This is a genomic window from Streptomyces canus, assembly GCF_001514145.1.
In the GTDB taxonomy this organism is placed as follows: domain Bacteria; phylum Actinomycetota; class Actinomycetes; order Streptomycetales; family Streptomycetaceae; genus Streptomyces; species Streptomyces canus.
Window position 1 is genome coordinate 40,006 of the sequence record NZ_KQ948688.1, and the last position, 18,511, is coordinate 58,516.

Below are 18,511 nucleotides of genomic sequence, written 5' to 3' on the forward strand. Positions count from 1 at the left end.
CCAGGCAGTGTCGTGCGCCGCCCGTGCCACGTCGCGGGCCTGCGCGGCCGGCGCCCGGGCCTCTTGCCGTTCGTCGATGCCTCCCGTGAGGTCCAGCGTGCCCGGCCAGCCGACGGCCCAACACCCGTACGCCGACCGATAGTCAGAGGGGGGCTTTCTTCTAGAGAGGTTGTCCCGTTACCAGTGGGGGCGGCTGTTGCGTTGGCTGGGCATGGTTGGGGTGATTTCAGCGGATGATCCGAAGTGGATCGAGCCGTTCTGCGGGCTGACCGAGGTGCAGTTCGCCAGGCTGCTGGTTCGGCGTCGCGGTGGCGATGTCCAGCGTGGACGTCCCTGGCGGCTGCCGCTTCAGGACCGGGTGCTGTTGGTCGCGACGTACGCGAACGAATCTGACATTGCGGCAGGTGGCGTCATTGTTCGGAGTCTCGAAATCGGCTGCCGACCGCATCCTCGACCACCTGGCGGCCTTGCTGGCCATCTCGCCGGGCCGCTGGCCGCGCAAGGACACCGTCTACATCGTTGACGGCACCCGTGCCCACCCGCGACCGCAGCGTGGCCGCCTCCAGCAAGCACTACCGGTACTCGACGAACCTGCAGGTCGTCATCGACGCCAACAGCCGCCTGGCCGTGGCGATCGGCATCCCTCTGCCCGGCAGCCGCAACGACTGCCGGGCCTTCACCGAATCCGGCGTCGACCGAGCCTGCCGCGGCGCCCAACCATCGCCGATGGCGGCTACCAGGGCACCGGCCTGCTCATCCAGCACCGCAAACGACGCGGTCAGACACGCCTCAGACCACGGCAGGAGGCAGAGAATGCCGTCCATCGCCGGGCCCGCGCCCGGGTCGACCACGCCCGTCCCGGCTGAAGAACTGGAAGATCCTGCGGGACTGCCACCTCAAAGGCAACGGTGTTCACCAGGCCATGCTCGGCATTGCCCGGATCCACAACCTGGCCCTCATCAGCTACTCCGCGCACCATACGGGACAACCTCCAGGAAAGCCGCCGCTCACCCGCACCTCAAGGACCGGACTGGTGCCGTGTCACCGGTGTCTTCTGCGCCCGGCCGCACCCTGACGGCCTTGACGGCCGTGGAGGCGGGGCTTCGGCTGGTGCCGCTTGCGCCGCTTGCCCGACCGGTTCACGGCCGTCTGCGCACGCGCCTGGGCGGGCGGACCGGCTTGCCGCAGGCTCTCGATCGTGTCCTCAATCGCGTGCAACTCCGCCTCGGCACGCCCCGGTTCCTCCGCGTCGAGCCGGGCGAACGCGTAACGCGCCTGCTCGTGCGCGCGCAGCACCTTGGCCCGGGGGCGGCCCCGGCCTCCGTACGACTGGGCCAGCACCGCCTGCGCCCGGGCCCTGTTGAACCTGAGTCGCCAGGCACGTACGTCCAACTCGTCGTACAGCGTCAGTGCCCGGCGGGCGGCCGCCTCGGCCCGTCCGCAGGTCTGCCGGATCGCGGGTGCGGCACGCTGCGGCCGGCCCATCGCGTCCAGCGCGAGGAGAACCTCCGCCTCCAGACAGCTCGTCCAGGCCTCGTGGACGCGATTGGCCCACCGGTCCTCCTCGCGCATCCCCTCGTACTGTTCCAGCGCCTGCTCGACGTGTTCCAGCGCCTCGAGCAGGTCCTCCTGCCGACTCTCCGCCGGACGGGCACGCGCCCTGCCCAGGTGCGCCTCCGCCAGTCGGCCCAGCGCGAGGGCGTGCTGCGGCCGTACGGCCTCGCGGTACTCCCGCTCCAGGGCGTTGTAATGACGCTTCAGGGCTTCGGTGTGCCGGTCGACGCTCTCGTCCCACTCCTGCCGGGCGGCGTGCTGGACGCCCAGGATGGACAGGGCCTCGGCGATGTCCCGTTTCCACAGGCCCGGACACCTCTCGCGCAGCGCCTCGTAGATCTCGACGCTCTCCGAGGCCCTGGCCACCGCATCGTCGACGCGTCCGCTCGCACCGAGCTGCCACGCCAGACCGCGCAGCGCGAACGCCCGCATGCCCTGGATCTCGTCCGGCGCGTGCTCGTCGCTCTCTTGGGCCTGCGGCAACCGCTCGATCAGCTCGCACGCCTCGGTCGCTGCCTGCAGGGCCTCGCGCTGGCGGCCGATGCGGTGAGTGGCCGTGGCCAGCGTGCACAAGGACTTCACCAGACCGAAGGCGTTCCCGCGGCTGGGGTTGCGCTGGAACAGCGGTTCCAGACGGCGTATGGAGTCCCGGGCACAGAGGTCCGCGTCCTCGAACCGCCCCACGTCGACGAGCCGGTCGGCCAGGTCCTTGAGGGCCTCGGCCAAGGCGAACTCGTGCTCCTCGGACGGACTGAACTGGTGCAGCGCGTGGTACATGTCCACCGCCTGCCCGGCGACCTCGTGCGCCTGGATGCGCAGACCCGAACTGGCCAGGTACAGCGACCAGCGCTGAAGTGCCCGCGCCAGCTCTTCCCGGTTGTCCTGGGCGGGCGCTCCGCCGCCCTGGCGGTAGTGCTGCACCGCGTGTTCCGCGACGGCCGTGGCCAGCTCCAACAGGACGTCCGGGCAGGCGAGGTCGAGTTCTCCGAGGGCCTGGGCGGCGACCTCCTGCGCCGATTCCTTGCGTAGCGTGGAGTTCAGCGCGCAGGCCAGCGAGGTGCCGATGGCGCTCGCGAACTGGTCCTGATCGGTGGCCGCGACCTGTTTGACCAGCCTGACGAGGGGGCGGGCGTGACCGCGCAGCGCGGCGTCCAGCGCCTCGCGGGCCCGCTGCTGGGCCGACGGCTCACCCGTCCCGCCGGCCCGGCAGCCGTCGGAGCCGGCGGTGAGCTGAAGGACATGCAGCACATTGAGTATCTGGCGTGCCTGGTCGGTCGCGGCCTGGGGGATCCCCGGGCCGTCGCCGCCGACGTCGAGCAGTCGCGGGGCGATATCGGGAAACGCGGCGATGACCTTCGCGCCGAGCCGCTCGGCGAGCCTCAGCGGCTGGAGCGACCGCAGGTAGCCCTCTCCGGTGAGCTCCGCGTGCTGCCATCGGGCGAATGCACGCGTGAGCCACTCCGGTTCGTCGGCGAGGTCGGGGACGAGCCGCAGTCGACGCGCCGCCTCGGTCTCCCGCTCCCCGTCCGTCTCGCCGTCGGCCACCGCCAGACTCGAGACGGCGACGATCCGTTCGAGCAGGACCGGGTCGTGCGGCAGCCTCTGACGCTCGGCGGATGCCTGCCACCTCTGGCGTTCCACGTCGAGGGCATAGTCCAGCAAGGCGTTGGCGCGTGAGCGCGTGGGCGGTCCCGCGGTGGCCGAGTGCGTTTTGTGCAGCAGGCTGCGGGCGTCCACCAGCGCCTGGATGAGGATGAGCAGATAGCTACCGAAGTCGGGCTCCTCAAGGCCGGATACGCCCGTGCCGGCGGGCGCGACGACGTCCGTCGCGGTCTCACCCCCCGGCACGGCACCGTCCCGCACAGCGGCGCCGGCCTTGCTGTCGCTCTCCTCGTACCAACTCCGGAAGGCGGCATAGGCCGCCCGGTAGACGTCCTCACGGTCGGCTTCCGGCAGCGGCGGAAGCGGGGCAGGATCCTCCGCGTCGACCAGTGCCTCGTAGCGCCGCCTGACCGCGTCCCACCACGGACCGCCGCGGTGGGCGACCGCCAGGACACGCAGCGGATGGTGGCCTCCGCGCTCGGTGGCCTCGGCGAGGAGGACGTGCAGCTGCCCGGCGTGGGCGTCGGCGTCGTCGATGACGAGCAGCCGACCCTCGGGCAGGGCGCAGACACCGGAGAAGTCCACGTGCAGCGGGTCGACGACACCGGCGACCCACCCCCTCCCGGCCATCGTGCGGCACAGCTCACGGGCGAGACGGGTCTTGCCGACCGTGCTGCCGCCCGTGAGCAGCCGTATGCGTTGTCCGCCGCCCCGGTCGTCCTCGTGCTCACACCAGTCGACCAGCGCTCCGAGCTGCTCCGCGCGCCCACGGAAGGGCACGACACCGTGACGGGATTCGAGCAGGTCCGCCTCGGACCACTGATCGCGTGGCGGCAGGGGGCTGTACGCGGGCTTCAGGATCTCGCCACCCGCCCAGACGGGGTCCAGCGTGACGCGTTGCTCGGGTGCCGTCCAGCCGAGGGCCGCCAGCAGGCAGGCGTTCGCCTCGGCCGGCCCGTCGTCGCCGAAGACCGCGCTGACGGGCAGCGCGATCAGCCGTCCCTCGATCGTGGCGCGGTCCTCCGTGATCACGCCGATGAGGTGATCCCCGCTGAACAGGGCCGCACCCGACATGCCGCTCCACAGCGACGCGCCCCTTGCGAGCGGCGACGAGCCTGTTCTGATCTGAAGGTTCAGACGACGCACCTCGCGCCTCGACCCGGTGAGCGGAAGGACGCGCCCCCGCACGTCCTCCGGGTTCACCAACCGTCTCGCCCCGGCCTGCTCCACCGCTGACCTCGGAAAGCCCAGCGCCTGGGCGGTGACGGCGTCCTCGCCGATGAGCCGGCCCAGGCGCACCTCACCCGACGGGCCGTCCCGTGCCGTCCGGAACGGATCGTCGGCGGTGGATTCCAGGAGCGCGTAGTCGGGCTCCTCGTCTCCCCGGACCGCCACCCGGAAGGTGTGCCGCTCCTCCGAGAGGTCGTAACTCCCCTCATGGCGCGCGTAGGCGCGGGCGGTGACCGCGGAGCCTTTCGGCCCGACGCAGTGACCTGCGGTGAGGACGAGCTCCGGTGTCAGCAGATACCCCGAGCCTCGTCTGCCGTCCGCGGAGAGCGAAACCAGCCGCTCGGCGTCGAGCCCGGTCATCGGGTCTGTCCTTCGTGGATACCCCGGCCTTTGGGCCGGGGAGGAAACGAAGCTCCTGAAGAGGAGGGCAGGGGGAGCCGGTTCGCCGCCAGGGCGGACCGGCGTGCGCCGTCCACCGGCCGACACCGGCCGCTCACATAGGGGTTGATACGGTGTGAGGCATGACGCAGCAGGTCAAGCGGGCGTTCAGGTACCGCTTTTACCCCACCGGCGAGCAGGCGGCTGAGCTGTCGCGCACGTTCGGCTGCGTCCGCCTCGTCTACAACAAGGCGCTCGAGGAGCGCACCCGGGCCTGGTACGGCGAGCGGCGCCGCCTCTCCTATGTGCAGTCCTCGGCCGCGCTGACGCAGTGGAAGAAGACCGAGGAACTGGCCTTCCTGACGGAGGTGTCCTCGGTTCCGCTGCAGCAGGCGCTGCGTCATCTTCAGACGGCGTTCGGGAACTTCTTCGCCCAGCGCGCGAAGTACCCACGCTACAAGAGCCGCAAGAAGTCCCGGGCGTCGGCCGAGTACACCCGCAGCGCCTTCACGTGGCGCGACGGACGGCTGACGTTGGCGAAGATGGCCGGCCCTCTGGACGTCCGCTGGTCGCGTCCACTGCCCGACGGTGCCGAGCCCACGACGGTGACGGTGTCCCGGGACGCGGCGGGTCGCTGGTTCGTGTCCCTGCTGTGCCAGGACACCATCGCCCCGGCCCCCGCCACCACAGCGGCCGTCGGCCTGGACGCCGGGATCACCTCCCTCGTGACACTGTCCACCGGGGAAAAGGTCGCCAACCCCAAGCATGAGCGGCGGGATCGCGCCCGGCTGGCCCGCGCGCAGAAGGAGCTGTCCCGCAAGGCGAAGGGCTCGGCGAACCGCGAGAAGGCCCGCCGCAAGGTCGCCCGGGTGCATGCGCGGATCGCCGACCGGCGCCGCGACTTCCTCCACAAGCTGTCGACTCGACTCGTCCGTGAGAACCAAACGGTCGTGATCGAGGACCTGAGCGTCCGCAACCTGCTGAAGAACGGCACGCTCGCACGCGCCATTTCCGATGCGTCGTGGACGGAACTGCGCTCCCTGCTGGAGTACAAGTGCGCCTGGTACGGGCGCGAACTCGTCGTGATCGACCGCTTCTTCCCCAGCAGCAAGCTGTGCGGGAACTGCGGGACGGTCCGTGGGAAGCTGCCGCTGAACGTCCGCGTGTGGACGTGTGATTGCGGCGCGGTGCATGACCGCGACGTGAACGCGGCGCGCAACATTCTGGCCGCCGGGCTGGCGGCGTCTGCCTGTGGAGACGGTGTAAGACCTCAACGGGAGTCCTCCCGGACGGGGCGGTCGTCGGTGAAGCAGGAACCCCAGCGGGCGACCGCTGGAATCCCCCGCCTTTAGGCGCGGGAGGAAGTCAATCGGCGACGTCTCCCTCATCGGAGATGAGCGTGGTGGGCGGCAGCGTGAGGTTCAGCTTGATCCGGTGCGTGGTGGCATTGCCGCGCGCGTAGTCGCCACCGGCCTGGACCACCCAGAACTGGATGCCCGCCCGGCCCGCGGCGTTCCGGGTGATCTGGACCGTGGCCTCCACTTCGACATCGGCGATGCCGAAGCGCAGCTTTTCCCCCGCGGCTCGCCGCTGGGCGTCTTCCAGTTCGCGACGCAGGCCGCCGAGCATGTCCGCGAGCCCCAACTCATCGGTGGTGAGTGCCTGTTGCCTGTCTGCCATTGCCTTACTCCTTCGCAGGGGAGTTTCCGATCAGGAGGAGCGGAAGGACCCGCGACGGAAGACGGCGATACCGTCAATTGTCCGATTTCCCTCGAGGGCGGGCAACTCGATCACTCGAGATCGGCAGGGGCGTCGACGCGTACCCCCTCACCCGTCGGCCTGACGACCTCGTGCACGGTTGGCCGTGGTACGTCGAGGTGTGTGGCGTGGTCGGCGTTCAGGGTCGAAGGCCCGCGGTCGAAGGTGGCGGTCTGCTGGTGCGAGAGCAGTCCGGCGACGGCTTGGGCGATGTCACTCGTGTGGTCACGTCGGCCAAGGTGTCGGGTCAGAGCCCGTCACTTCTTGAGGTGCGCGCTGCCGTGCTCGACGCGGATGCGCCGTGAGGAGTGCACCTTGCGCTGCTGACACTGTCGTTCTGCCATCGGCACACACCTCCGAAGGCCAGCTGATCGTCTATTGGTGTTCGCCGCATCGTGGGCGAATACCTCGTCGTCGGGGTGCGCAGTCACCACGAGCGTGGTTGAGTTCCTGCCCAGATGACGGAACGACACAGCAGTTCCTTTCCGGGGCGAACGCCCACTGATGGCAACCTGGCGGAATCGGAAACAGCCGTGAAGCTCACTGGCCGACCATGTCCAGCCAGGTGCGGTACTGACTGCTGAAGGGTTCTGTGCCGTCGTGCAGAGCGGCGGTGAGCCACGCGGCTGCCGCGGTCGCTTGCGCCACCACCTCCTGCGGGTAGCGGTACTGGACCCGGTGACGGGCGAACTCGTCTTCGTCATCCACGAATACGGCGCCCGTCGCCCGTATCCGGCACACGTCGAGATCCAGGTCGATCATGGTGACCTCTGCAGGGTTCGGCCACTCGGACGGCGTGGTGACGTCGCAGTAGGCATCCAGGTCGGCGGGAGCCGCCTGGAAGAGCGCGGTCCACCAGGCATCGCGGGGAAAGAGCATGACCCGCGGCTCCACGGTTGTGTAGACCGGGCCCACTTCGCCTTTGCTGTAGACCGTACCGACCTGCGCACCCAGCCACACGCCGTGCTCGTCCTCACCAAGACGGACCATCGGATGGTGCCAATGCAGGAGGCCGTCGAACTTGCGCACGGAGACGAGAACCTCGGCAACGGTCATGATCAGGAGGCTACTTGGCAGTCTTCCCCCGGTGAACCTTCCCGGTCGGGCGCTAGTCGGCCTGCAGCAGGATGAACAGGAAGCACAGGAAGCGCGGCTTGGCCGCGATGGCTCGGGGAACGCGGAAAGGTGGCCCGTGTGGAACAGCAGAACGCCGAGTATTGCGATGCCGCGCAACCCGTCCAATGCGGGCACATACGGCCGGCGTCCGGCGGTCGACGAGGCGGCTCTGGGAAGCTGAATGTGCGTCATGGAGCCGACGGTGCTGTGCCCGCGTCGAATTGACGTCCCGGTCGGGTCGCAGTCATGTCGTTGCAGACCTGCGGGTCCGCCTACCGGCACCGCTACACCCGGACTGTGTCCTACTACCGCTGCTTCGCCCGCGGGTCGGTGACTCTGGCGCGGCTGGTGTCACTGGTGTGTCTCAGGTGGCGGGTGGAGGACGACTTCCAGGACGCGAAGGAGATCTGCCACCTCGGCAAGGGCCAGGCCACCTGCTGGAACTCCTGGCACCGCTGGAGCGTGATCGCCCTGGTCGCCTACGCGTTCCTGGCCACCGCAGCCGCCCTCGAACGTACCGCACAGACCACCCGCGACGATTCCTGCGAGGCCGACCTCGTCCCCCTCAGCAGCCACGAACTCCTCCGCCTGCTGCGGGCCTTGATTCTTCCGCCGCCCGGACGAGACGTGGACCACCTGCTGTGGGGGTCCACCTGGCGCCGATGACATCAACACCGCGCCCGCCCCTGCCATGGCCGCTGGCACGTGCCCGCCGACACCACACCATGATCGGAAAGGTTCACCAACGGCTGTCTACAGGTGCCGTATCAGAGCACTGGCTTGTACCTCTCCGATAGCAGGGGACTGAAAACGGGAGCGGGGCTGAGGCCGGTGTCGGCCTCAGCCCCGCTGAGGTTCGCCCTGCCCCTCTGAGGGCAGGGGCGCGGGGGTGCGGTTGTCAGGTGGCATCGCGAACGATGGACAGCTTCGGCCTCGCCGCCAGGCCGGCGGCTACCGCCCCGTGTGTGTCGGCGTGGTCCTTCAGGAGGTGGCTGTACGTTCGCCGAAGCTCCGCGACGGCGGGGGCGTGGCGATCGGCGTGCGTCGCGGGACGTACGACGACGCGCCGCCTATTCGGTGAACGCGGTGAAGGAGAGTGCTTTGTCGAATCGACCGGCGGCGAGGTCGTCGTGGCGGATCAGGAAACGCGCTTGATAGACCTCGTCCGGCACGAACTGGGCAAGCGGCACCCACGCGCGCATCACCCGTAGAGCCTCTTCCTCCAGGCGCAGACTCCACTCGTCCGGCGGGACGACGAGTTCGCCGGCCTTTTCGCGTGCCTCAAGGATGTCCTCCGCCATCCTGGTCTCCGGCGTGGTGTACATGTTGTCGGTGGCAAGCTCGCCAATGCCCGCGGAGTACCCGCCGAGATAGATGTCGGCGCCGTTGCGCTTTGGCCAGAGTTCTCTGGCCAAAGCGCAGAGTTCCTTTCTGTGTGCCAGGTTGAGAGCCAGGTGCTCCTGGTCGTCGGACTGCGAAGCCTCATCGTCGTCCTCGAACCAGCTGGGCAGTTCCGCGTTGACCGTGGCGAACAGGTCGTACTCCCGGCCGACGAAGTCGAGCGTCATGTCGCAGAACATGTCTTCGTCGTGGTCGGGCTCCTCCGCTGTTGCGGTGTCGGTGCCGGCCGGTACGTACACAACCCGCGCGAACTTCTGCTCGTCGGCGACGGAATAGGTGTCGTGGGCCCACTCGTGGTGCAAGAAGAGGAGCAGCGAGCCGTCCGCCGGCAGGGCGAGGCCGTCGACTCCGGGAAGCGCCGCACAGTCGAAGGAGGCGACGAACGGCAGCGGCCCGTGCTCAGAGGACGGCCACTCCATGCCCACCGGCAGCCGGGGTAACCCGCCGCAACGACCGACCGGAACGCCGTTGGGGCGCTCGCTTGTCCAGATCGCGAATCGCAGGAACTCGGCGAACTTGCTGACCTCATCCTCCGGGATGCCCCGTTCGATCGCCGCGCGATGGAATTGCTGGTGATAGTCCATGGCTGGGCATGGTACTTACCCGCAGGTGGCATACACCGCCAGCCCGCACAGTATCGGCCCACTCACGCCTCCACTCACGCCTCCAGCGGTCGGAACGCTCGTCACCGCACATCCAACCCGCCACGACCACCAACCCGGGCTGACCGGACCGGAGTGTGTCACGGCCGTCGGCGGGTGGACGTGATGGCGTCCACCCGCCGACGGCTGGTCCTGAACAACCGCTGTCACAGGCCTTGTTGGGCGTCACTCGCGTACATAGCATGGCCCGGCAAGAATGGGTTTGAATCGTTTCAAGCACGGTTTTTTCGTTGTCCGCGGCGACACAGCGAGCGAGGAACGCATGGGCCAGTCCTGGAACCGAAGGCTCTTCCTGAAAGGCACGACGGCGGGCGCGGGTGCCCGGCTCACCGCGCTGTCCGCCACCCCGGCGGCGGCCGCCGGCCCGGCGGGGCCGGCGGCGGAGGGTGACCGCGCCGGAGCCCTCCGCGTCGAGCGCACCACCGTCGAGTACACCGATCGGCTCCTTGGCACCGACGTTGAACGCCCCCGCCTGGGCTGGGAGTTGTCCGCCCCGGGGTGCGGCGCCCGGCAGAGCGCGTACCAGGTGCAGGTGGCCCTCGACCCCGGGGCGCTCGCGAACGGCTCCGGGGCCGGGGCCGGGCTGGTCTGGGACTCGGGGAAGGTGGCCTCCGACCGCAGCGTGGGCGTCCCCTACGAGGGGCCCGGGCTGCGCCCCCGTACCCGCTACCACTGGCGGGTACGGGTCTGGGACCGCGCCGGGCGGCCCTCCCGCTGGAGCGAGTCCGGCTGGTGGGAGACAACGTTGTCGGAGACCGACTGGCAAGCCGCTGGTGCCCGCTGGATCGGCGCGGACCCGCCGTCGCAGCCACCCAGCCTCTCCGGTGCCTCATGGATCTGGTCGCGGGGCGCCACGTCCTCCGACGCCCCCGTGGGGCCGTGCTGGTTCCGGGCGGGGCTGCGACTGCCGGAGGGCACGGCGGTGCGGCGGGCCACCGTGGTCGCCACCGCCGACGACGACTTCACTCTCCATCTGGACGGCCGGCAGGTGCTGCACGCGCCGGAACAGCAGGACGGCTGGCGCACCGGACGTGCGGTCGACGTCACCGAGGAGGTCCGCGCGGCCGGCCCCCTCGTGGTGCTCGCAGCCCGTGCCACCAACCGTCCCGGCGCCTCCGTGAATCCCGGAGGCCTGCTGGTCCGGCTGGTGGTGGAGACGGGAGGCGGCGGCGCAGAAGGGCGCACGTACGAGTCGGTCACCGGCACCGGCTGGCGTGTTTCCGCTACCGAGCCCCAAGAAGGCTGGCAGCGCCCGGAGTTCGACGACGCCGACTGGGCCGAGGCCGCCGTGCTCGCCCCGTACGGGCAGGGGCCCTGGGGCAGCGGGGTGAGCGTCGCTGTGCCGGAGCAGCCCGCGCCGCTGCTGCGCCGTGCCTTCACCGTGCGCAAGCGGATCTCCCGGGCCCGCCTCCACATCAGCGGACTCGCCTACTACGAGGCCGAGATCAACGGCCGCAGGGTCGGCCGTCAGGTGCTCGACCCCGGCTTCACGGACTACGACGAGACCGTGCTCTACGCCGTCCACGACGTCACCGAGTTGCTCAGGCGCGGCGAGAACGCCATCGGTGTCACGCTCGGCCGCGGGTTCTTCGGCATGACGACCCCCAATGTCTGGAACTGGCACCGCCCGCCGTGGCACGGCGAGCCCAGGCTGCTGGCCCAGCTGGAGATCGACCACCCTGACGGCTCGCGCACCACCGTCGCCTCGGACGGCGAGTGGCGGATCACCGAGGGGCCCACCCGGTCCAACTCCCTCTACGCGGGCGAGACTTACGACGCACGCCGGGCCCCGCGCGGCTGGAGCAGTCCCGGCTTCGACGACAGCGCCTGGCGGACGGCGGGCGTGCAGCAGGCCCCGCGTGGCACGCTCAAGGCGCAGCCGTACGACCCGATCGAGATCGTGGAGACGGTACGGCCGACGGAGATCTCCGAGCTCCGCCCCGGGGTGTACGTGGTGGACATGGGCCGCACCATGGCGGGCTGGACCCGTCTCACCGTCCGCGGCGCAGAGGAGGGCACGGTCGTGCGGCTCGTGCACGGCGAGAAGCTGAAGGCCGACGGCAGTGTGCAGGCCGAGACCGGCCATGTGCCGGGCCGGTTCCAGACGGACGAATACATCTGCGCGGGCGGCGCGAGTGAGGTGTGGGAGCCGAAGTTCTCGTACAAGGGCTTCCGTTACGTGGAGGTCCAGGGCCTGCCCGCGCGTCCGTCACCGGAGCACGTGCTGGGGCGGCTGGTGCACACCCGGGTCGACGAGGTCAGCTCGTTCGCCTGCTCGGAGCCGTTCTACGAGTGGCTGGACCAGGCCATGCGCCGCACGGTCCTGAACAACCTGCACGGCATCCCGACCGACACCCCCATGTACGAGAAGAACGGCTGGACCGGCGACGCCCAGGTCGGCACGCCGGTGATGACGTACGCGTTCGGGGTGCAGCGGTTCCTGTCCAAGTGGCTGGGCGACCTGGCGGACAGCCAGAACGGCGAGGGACAGCTGCCGGTGATCGTGCCGAGCGGCGGCTGGGGCTACGCGGAGCTGGCTCCCTCCCCCGAGTGGACGACCGTCTACCCGTTCGTCGTCCGGGAGTTGTACCGGGTGTACGGGGACGAGCGCGTCGCCCGCGAGCACTGGGCGACGCTGACCCGGTACCTGGACTGGGAACTGGCCCGGCTGCGGGACGGCCTGTCGGTCACGGCGCTCGGCGACTGGGTGGCGCCCGGCTACGAGATACCCCCGGAGGACACCCGGCTGACCGCGACCGCGTACCTCCATCGGGCGCTGCTGCACACCGCCGAACTCGGCGAACTACTGGGTGACGACGACGCCGTGAAGCGGTACCGCCAGGCGGCCGAGACCCTGAAGACCGCGTTTAACGAGGCGTTCCTCAGCCCGGAGGGCCACTACCGCACGGCGAAGGACCCCGGCTACCGGCAGACATCCAACGCGATCCCGCTGGCCTTCGGCCTGGTGCCGCCCGGGGCCCGCGCCTCCGTGCTGGACAGTCTGGTGGCGGACATCGAGGCGCGCGGCAACCATCTGAACACCGGCTGCCTGGGCACGAGCGTGCTGCTGAAGGTGCTGTGCGCCCACGGCCGCCCGGACGTGGCCCACGCCGTCGCGACGCAGCGCACCTATCCGAGCTGGGGGTACTGGCAGGCCAACGGCGCCGACACCATGTGGGAGATGTGGCCGCTGGACTCCCGCTCCCGCGACCACTACTTCCTGGGCACGGTCGCGCAGTGGCTGTACGAGAACGTGGCCGGACTGCGCCCAGGGGACGCCGGCTACCGCACCTTCAGTGTGCGCCCCGACGCCCGAACGGGAGTCAACTGGGCCCGTACGTCGATCCGTACGGTGCGCGGCGAGGCCGCCGTGTCCTGGTCGCGGCTGAACGCGAAGCTGCGGATGTCGGTGCGGGTGCCGGTGGGCTCGACGGCGGAGGTATACGTACCGGCGCCGACACGCGACCGGACGACCGCGCCCAAGGACGCGCAATTCCTTCGAGGCGACGGCGAGTTCGTCGTTTTCCGAGTGGGGCACGGGGAGTGGGACTTCACGGGCCGGGCGTGACCGAAGCGACAGCGTCTGGGGCGGTGCCCGCTCTCCGATCCGTTGTGGCGAGGGCCTCGGGCACTGCCCGAGTGAGGAATGACCTCTCCATGGGGCGTCGAGTAGCACTTCTGGGAGACGAAGAAGGCCTGATCTTGAATCATGTCCTTTGACCTGCGCACGCCCTGTCGAGCTGCTTCTGTACGGGCAATGGACCGGGCGGGAGACGCGGGCGGTCATGGAGGTATGGGACAGCGGCCCCGGCATCCCCGACAGCGTCCTCCCTCGTGTCTTCGAGCGCTTCTACAACTCGGACTCGCGATCACTGCCGGGAACGTACATGTGCACGGCGGCACCATCCGTGCGGCGAACCACGCCGGGGGCGGTGCCGTCTTCACCGTGGGTTCCGCTGCGACCGGCCCACGGGAGGCCCCCGATGAGACCCGCTCGCCGTCCCGCCGCCCCGCTCCCGCGGTTCCCGCCGCTGCGCTCCTCGCTCCTCGCGGCGGCGCTGTTCACGCTCTCCGCATGCGGCATCGCTCCGACCGGCGTGGGGAGATGCCGCCACCGGCATCCTCCTCATGAAATTCGGCGCATGCTTTCTACGCACACCCTTTGAGCATCGGTAGGTTGGTAGAAGGCTGCCGGACTGAGAAAGCGAGGCACGGTTCCCAGGAAGGTGATAGCTACACCGTTTTGCGGGAGAGATGTCCTGGCATGTTGCTGCTTGGCGGATTACCAGCGATACCAGCGTCCCTTGCGCCCGCCCGTATCCGCGGAGCGCATGACGAAGCCCAGCAGCCAGACGACCAGCACGATGACGGCGAGCCACCACAGTGCCTTCAGCGCGAAGCCCGCGCCGAAGAGGAGCAGAGCCAGCAGAAGAACGACAAGCAGGGGAACCATAGTTATCAACCTCCGTCGCTCCTCGTGCCCGCCGACTGCAAGAACACACGGTCGATTTCCCTGATTTCTCCACGACTCCTGCGGGCAGTTGACCGCTTCCTCCACGGCGTTCACCTCGCCGTCGGAGCGAGTTGCACGCCTGGCCGACGGTACCGGCGCTAGCGACATGGTGGGCGACGTCGTTTCGTCGTAGACGTCAGCCCTTGCAGGACACGGGCGCCTCAGTCGGTACATCCCGCACCAGGGCGGTGACGGTGTTGAGGTATTCCTTGGTCTGCCGGTCGCGGGAGAGCTGGTCGTACACCGGCTGGACTGCCTTGCGCAGTTCGGCCAATTGGGCCGGGCTCGCGGCGGCGAACTTCTGGCCACGGGCGCACAGGCTCTCCAGGTCCCTGTTCTCCTCTTCGCGCAAGTTGGCGCCGGCGCCGTGCACTGCCTGCTCCGCCGCTTCCTGCAGCAGTTTGCCCTGGTCCTCGCCGAGCCGCTCGAGGGCCTTGGTGTTGGCGACCAGGACGATCGGGCGGGGCCACAGAACGACGTTGGCGGTGCCGATCATGCCCGTTTCGTCGTAGCGGTTCCCGTTGACAGATCCGATCTGTTGCTCGAACCCGTCGAAACCGGCCACCGAGTTGCCCGCGCCGAACCATTTTGGTTTCGCTCCGAGGGCGCGCACGGTCGAGTCGGCGACCCTGGACTCCTGGATGCCGATCGTGCGTCCTTTGTAGTCCTGCGGACCGAGCAGCGGTGTCCCGGCGCCGAAGGGACGGCGCAGGCTGCCCGGGAGCAGGCCCACGCCGGTGAGACCGCCGCCGTCGACCTCGCGGATCATGCGCTGGGCGACCGGTGCGCTGAGGACCTTCTCCTCGGCGTCGAAACTGTTGATCAGCAGGGGCGCGGTCAGGGCGCCCAGGGCAGGGGCCCGGCGGATGTCGAAGACCCGACTCCCGAGGGCGGCCAGGTCGACCCGTCCTGACTGCACGTCATTGAGCAACCGTTCCTCGAAATCCGGCCCCTCCTCGTGGTGGGCGTCGAACTCGGCGGAGATCTGGATCGAGCCGTGGGACAGCGTCCTCACGTTCTGCAGGAAGGCGTCGAACTCGTCACTCGCGCCCATCGGTGTCGCCAGCGACAAGACGACCCGCTCATCCGTGCCGCGGCCCTGCGTGTTCTTGGCGGGTTCCTCCCTGCTCGTGGTGCTGGAGCAGCCGACGACGAGCAGAACCAGCCCAACGGCCGCGCTCAATGCGGCACCTACCGTCGTACATCGGAAATGCATGGCCTCACGTTCCCCTCTCGATGGGCCACCCGCAGCCTGACAAGTGGGCAGGCGCAGCGCACACGCAGGGCGTTCAGTCCTCCCGCTTCGACGGTACGGACCGGAGGCCTCCCACGCATCCGTATGGCCCTTAACACCCCGCTAACTGAGCGTTTGACAGTCCCACGTTCGGACTCCTCCGCCAACGCGAACCGCTGCGCTGCGGCGGCCCGCAGCCTCAGGGTCGCCCCCGCGAATTCGAGACTGTCGATCCGGCTGCCCAGCAGGGCAAGGAGCAGCAAAACGCCCCCGAAAACGATCAAAGCCGCCGGCCGGACCCGTTCTGCGTCACGAGGAAGGCCGTACCCGGGCATTGGGAAGGCGACCTGATCATCGGGACGGACAGGTCCGCGATCGGCACGCTTGTCGAGCGCAGCAGTCGTTCAACGCTCCTGGTCCACTTACCACGCATGGAAGGCTGGAGCGAGAAGCCGTATGTGAAAAACGGGCCGTCGCTCGGCGGCTACGGGGCCGTCGCGATGAACGCCGCACTCACGGCGTCGATGACCAAGTTGCCCGACCAGTTGCGCAAGACCCTGACGTGGGATCGCGGGAAGGAGCTTTCGGGCCACGCGCAGTTCGCGCTGGAGACCGGGACGCGGGTGTTCTTCGCTGACCCGCGCGCACCGTGGCAGCGCCCGACGAATGAGAACACAAACGGTCTGCTGCGGCAGTACTTCCCCAAAGGCACCGATCTGTCGCGCTGGTCCGCAGACGAACTCGAGGCCGTCGCTCGCGCGCTCAACAACCGGCCACGAAAGATCCTCGGGTGGAGGACACCCGCTGAAGTCTTCGAGGAGCAACTACGCTCGCTTCAACAAGTCGGTGTTGCATCGACCCGTTGAACTTGCCCAGTTCCGCTCCCGGAAGTTCGTCCGGGCGCTTGATCGCCACAGGATGTCCGGATCGATAGGGAGAGTCGGAGCTGCCGGGACAACGCGGCCATGGAGTTCTTCTTCAGTCTGCTGCAGAAGAACGTCCTCGACCGCCTTGTCTGGGCCACCCGCGAGGAGCTGCGGATCGCGATCGTGACCTGGATCGAGCGGACCTACCACCGACGCCGCCGTGAGGCCTCGCTCGGCCGACTGACACCTGTCGAATACGAAACCGTCATGACCACGCCGGCCCTCCAGGCCGCGTGATCGAACCTGTCACCCAAACCTGCATCAGACCCGTGCGGCGTGTCGTGACAGGGGCGACGGGGGCTGGGGCTCGACTCTTGTGCGGTCGCTAACCGAATGATCGGCAATAAGAGGTTGAGGCGCATGCTCGTTCTGAGCCGCTCGCAGGTCGAGTCCCTGCTCAACATGGACGCGCTGATCGATGCCTTGGCGTCGGCGATGGCAGACCTCAGTGCGGGCCGCGCCTCGGTACCCGCCCGTGTCGCCGCCCTGGTGCCCGAGCACGATGGATTTCTGGCGGCCATGCCGGGCTTTTTGCCGTCCGCCGGGATGCTCATGACCAAGCTGGTGTCGCTCTTCCCCCACAACGACGGGGCACAACTGCCTACCCATCAGGCGTTGATCACGGCCTTTGATCCGGACACTGGTGAGCCCACGGCCCTGCTGGACGGTACGGCCATCACCGCGGCCCGGACCGGCGCCTGCTCCGCACTGTCGGCGCGGCTGTTGGCCTGCGAGGACGCCACGGTGCTGGCGGTTCTGGGCACTGGCGTGCAGGCCCGCTCCCACGCCCGCGCGATCTTCAGGGTTCGCCCGATCCAGCAGATCCGCGTGGCCGGCCGAGATCCGGCGAGAGCCGCTGCCCTGGCCGAGGAACTCGCGGATGTACTGGAGGCCGACGTACAGGCCGTGTCCGGCTACGCCGAGGCGCTCGACGGCGCGGACATCGCTGCGGCGACGACGCACACCGTCGACCCCGTGATCCGCCGCCCCTGGCTCACGCCCGGCGTCCACATCACGTCCGTGGGCTACAACCCGGCCGGCCGCGAGATCGACGACGCCACGATCGCCGAGGCGCTGGTGTGCGTCGAATCCCGCCGGGCCGCCCTCGCCCCGCCCCCTGCGGGCAGCAACGATCTGCTCACCCCGATCCGAGACGGCCTCATCACAGCCGATCACGTGCACGCCGAGCTAGGCGAACTCATCATCGGCAGCAAAGCGGGGCGCACCGGGCCGGACCAGATCACCCTCTACAAGTCCGTCGGTGTGGCTGTGCAGGATGCCGCAGCCACGGCCCTGGTCGTTGCGTCCGCCCGCGAGCAATCGATCGGTGAGGAGATCACTCTGCAGTGACCGCTACCGGTAGTTCGTTGAATCCGGTGGTAGTGCGGGTTGACGGTAGGCCAGGTTGGTCGTAGGCCGGTAGTGGGAGTCAACTGCCTGGCTGGGGGCTGAAGATGACCGCTCGCCGTCCCTGTCCGCCCGCGCCGGGACCATTGGAGGAGTACGCGGCCCGGTTCGACGACCTCTTCTTCAGCCTGGCCCAGCGGCGAGGGTTTCGCGAGTACCTGACCGGGCTGCTGGCGCCTCGGGAGCGGAACAAGACGATCACCTCTCGCCGAAATCGTCCGCCTCTACGGCCTGCGGCCCTGGATCGAGCAGAGCTACAAGCAGGTCAAGGACGAGCTCGGCTGGGCCGACTTCCAAGTCCGCTCCGACCGTGCCATCCGCCGCCATCAGACCCTGGTCAACTGCGCCTTCTCCTTCTGCTGGGACCAGTGGTTCACCCCATCCGGACCCCTGGATCCCATCGCACCGGACCCGTGCCCCGACGAGCGGCCAGAGAGGGGGACCAAGCGAACCCCACCCACCCCAACTGCCCTGCTGGCCCAGGGCATTACGTTCAGTCCGCGCATGGCTCACCCCCGCCACCACCCTGAACCGATGGTGGCGAGCCTGGACGGACAAGGACCCGCCCGCCGAGCTCCAGGCCCTGATCCACGCGGTCACCAACGGACACGGCATTGACCTCTACCGCCGCATTTAACGAACTACCGGTAGCAGCACGGGGCGGACCCCACCGAGCGGCTGCTGATCAGCAACGCGCAGCGCACGTCGAGCACATTCGCCCGTACGCGGA

11 protein-coding genes and 4 pseudogenes are annotated in these 18,511 nt (G+C 69.1%); 9 read left to right on the top strand and 6 right to left on the bottom strand.

Going from position 1 to position 18,511, the window contains the following annotated elements; all coding sequences use genetic code 11:
• Positions 1–211: 211 nt before the first annotated feature.
• A pseudogene (locus tag AQJ46_RS53650) lies at positions 212–1,075 on the top strand (transposase).
• Here the strand turns inward: AQJ46_RS53650 and AQJ46_RS49370 are convergent.
• Positions 1,042–4,746, bottom strand: coding sequence for a S1 family peptidase (locus AQJ46_RS49370; protein WP_059211905.1), 3,705 nt, complete (start codon positions 4,744–4,746; stop codon positions 1,042–1,044). The pseudogene AQJ46_RS53650 and the gene AQJ46_RS49370 sit on opposite strands and share 34 nt — an antisense overlap.
• Positions 4,747–4,907: 161 nt before the next feature.
• Between AQJ46_RS49370 and AQJ46_RS49375 the strand changes: the two genes are divergently transcribed.
• Positions 4,908–6,116: an RNA-guided endonuclease InsQ/TnpB family protein gene (locus tag AQJ46_RS49375; protein WP_059211906.1), complete on the top strand. Its 1,209-nt coding sequence runs from the start codon at positions 4,908–4,910 to the stop codon at positions 6,114–6,116.
• Between the two features lie 13 nt (positions 6,117–6,129).
• Here AQJ46_RS49375 and AQJ46_RS49380 read toward each other — a convergent pair whose 3' ends face one another.
• Positions 6,130–6,444 (bottom strand): trypco2 family protein, encoded by a 315-nt coding sequence (locus tag AQJ46_RS49380; protein ID WP_063803963.1) that lies wholly within the window; start codon positions 6,442–6,444, stop codon positions 6,130–6,132.
• Positions 6,445–6,650: 206 nt separating this feature from the next.
• On the opposite strand from AQJ46_RS49380, the gene AQJ46_RS55945 reads away from it, so the two are divergent.
• The gene (locus tag AQJ46_RS55945; protein WP_159064241.1) at positions 6,651–6,827 is read left to right on the top strand and encodes a hypothetical protein; all 177 of its coding nucleotides are present in this window, start codon (positions 6,651–6,653) and stop codon (positions 6,825–6,827) included.
• Positions 6,828–7,062: 235 nt separating this feature from the next.
• Here AQJ46_RS55945 and AQJ46_RS49385 read toward each other — a convergent pair whose 3' ends face one another.
• Positions 7,063–7,578 carry a DUF402 domain-containing protein gene (locus AQJ46_RS49385; protein WP_059211907.1) on the bottom strand — a complete coding sequence of 172 codons (516 nt, stop codon included), beginning with the start codon at positions 7,576–7,578 and terminating at the stop codon, positions 7,063–7,065.
• Positions 7,579–7,884: 306 nt separating this feature from the next.
• On the opposite strand from AQJ46_RS49385, the gene AQJ46_RS49390 reads away from it, so the two are divergent.
• Positions 7,885–8,304 (top strand): hypothetical protein, encoded by a 420-nt coding sequence (locus AQJ46_RS49390; RefSeq protein WP_059211908.1) that lies wholly within the window; start codon positions 7,885–7,887, stop codon positions 8,302–8,304.
• A gap of 404 nt (positions 8,305–8,708) precedes the next feature.
• Here AQJ46_RS49390 and AQJ46_RS49395 read toward each other — a convergent pair whose 3' ends face one another.
• Positions 8,709–9,623: a DUF1963 domain-containing protein gene (locus AQJ46_RS49395; protein WP_059211909.1), complete on the bottom strand. Its 915-nt coding sequence runs from the start codon at positions 9,621–9,623 to the stop codon at positions 8,709–8,711.
• Between the two features lie 340 nt (positions 9,624–9,963).
• Here AQJ46_RS49395 and AQJ46_RS49400 point away from each other — a divergent pair, with 340 nt between their 5' ends.
• Complete coding sequence (locus tag AQJ46_RS49400) at positions 9,964–13,269, top strand: alpha-L-rhamnosidase (protein ID WP_059211910.1); 3,306 nt, start codon at positions 9,964–9,966, stop codon at positions 13,267–13,269.
• 714 nt (positions 13,270–13,983) lie between these two features.
• Here AQJ46_RS49400 and AQJ46_RS49405 read toward each other — a convergent pair.
• A complete protein-coding gene (locus AQJ46_RS49405; protein WP_037722250.1) occupies positions 13,984–14,154 on the bottom strand; it encodes a hypothetical protein in 171 nt (56 codons plus the stop codon).
• Between the two features lie 196 nt (positions 14,155–14,350).
• Complete coding sequence (locus AQJ46_RS49410) at positions 14,351–15,397, bottom strand: TRAP transporter substrate-binding protein (protein ID WP_059211911.1); 1,047 nt, start codon at positions 15,395–15,397, stop codon at positions 14,351–14,353.
• 368 nt (positions 15,398–15,765) lie between these two features.
• Between AQJ46_RS49410 and AQJ46_RS49415 the strand changes: the two are divergent.
• The 4 genes and pseudogenes from AQJ46_RS49415 to AQJ46_RS59565 form a co-directional block, all read left to right on the top strand.
• Positions 15,766–16,314 (top strand): annotated as a pseudogene (locus AQJ46_RS49415) (IS30 family transposase); the annotation flags it as partial.
• A gap of 4 nt (positions 16,315–16,318) precedes the next feature.
• Positions 16,319–16,611: pseudogene (locus AQJ46_RS49420) on the top strand (integrase core domain-containing protein); the annotation flags it as partial.
• A 123-nt stretch (positions 16,612–16,734) separates the two neighbouring features.
• Positions 16,735–17,724 (top strand): ornithine cyclodeaminase family protein, encoded by a 990-nt coding sequence (locus AQJ46_RS49425; RefSeq protein ID WP_059211912.1) that lies wholly within the window; start codon positions 16,735–16,737, stop codon positions 17,722–17,724.
• Between the two features lie 261 nt (positions 17,725–17,985).
• Positions 17,986–18,399: pseudogene (locus AQJ46_RS59565) on the top strand (IS701 family transposase); the annotation flags it as partial.
• Positions 18,400–18,511 lie beyond the last annotated feature (112 nt).

What these genes read in the sequence shown, in the direction of transcription:
- AQJ46_RS49395 (WP_059211909.1), bottom strand. Translation starts at nt 9,623, where the DNA reads ATGGACTATCACCAGCAATTCCATCGCGCGGCGATCGAACGGGGCATC.
- AQJ46_RS49390 (WP_059211908.1), top strand. Translation starts at nt 7,885, where the DNA reads ATGTCGTTGCAGACCTGCGGGTCCGCCTACCGGCACCGCTACACCCGG.
- AQJ46_RS49375 (WP_059211906.1), top strand. Translation starts at nt 4,908, where the DNA reads ATGACGCAGCAGGTCAAGCGGGCGTTCAGGTACCGCTTTTACCCCACC.
- AQJ46_RS49370 (WP_059211905.1), bottom strand. Translation starts at nt 4,746, where the DNA reads ATGACCGGGCTCGACGCCGAGCGGCTGGTTTCGCTCTCCGCGGACGGC.
- AQJ46_RS49400 (WP_059211910.1), top strand. Translation starts at nt 9,964, where the DNA reads ATGGGCCAGTCCTGGAACCGAAGGCTCTTCCTGAAAGGCACGACGGCG.
- AQJ46_RS49425 (WP_059211912.1), top strand. Translation starts at nt 16,735, where the DNA reads ATGCTCGTTCTGAGCCGCTCGCAGGTCGAGTCCCTGCTCAACATGGAC.
- AQJ46_RS49380 (WP_063803963.1), bottom strand. Translation starts at nt 6,444, where the DNA reads ATGGCAGACAGGCAACAGGCACTCACCACCGATGAGTTGGGGCTCGCG.
- AQJ46_RS49405 (WP_037722250.1), bottom strand. Translation starts at nt 14,154, where the DNA reads ATGGTTCCCCTGCTTGTCGTTCTTCTGCTGGCTCTGCTCCTCTTCGGC.
- AQJ46_RS49385 (WP_059211907.1), bottom strand. Translation starts at nt 7,578, where the DNA reads ATGACCGTTGCCGAGGTTCTCGTCTCCGTGCGCAAGTTCGACGGCCTC.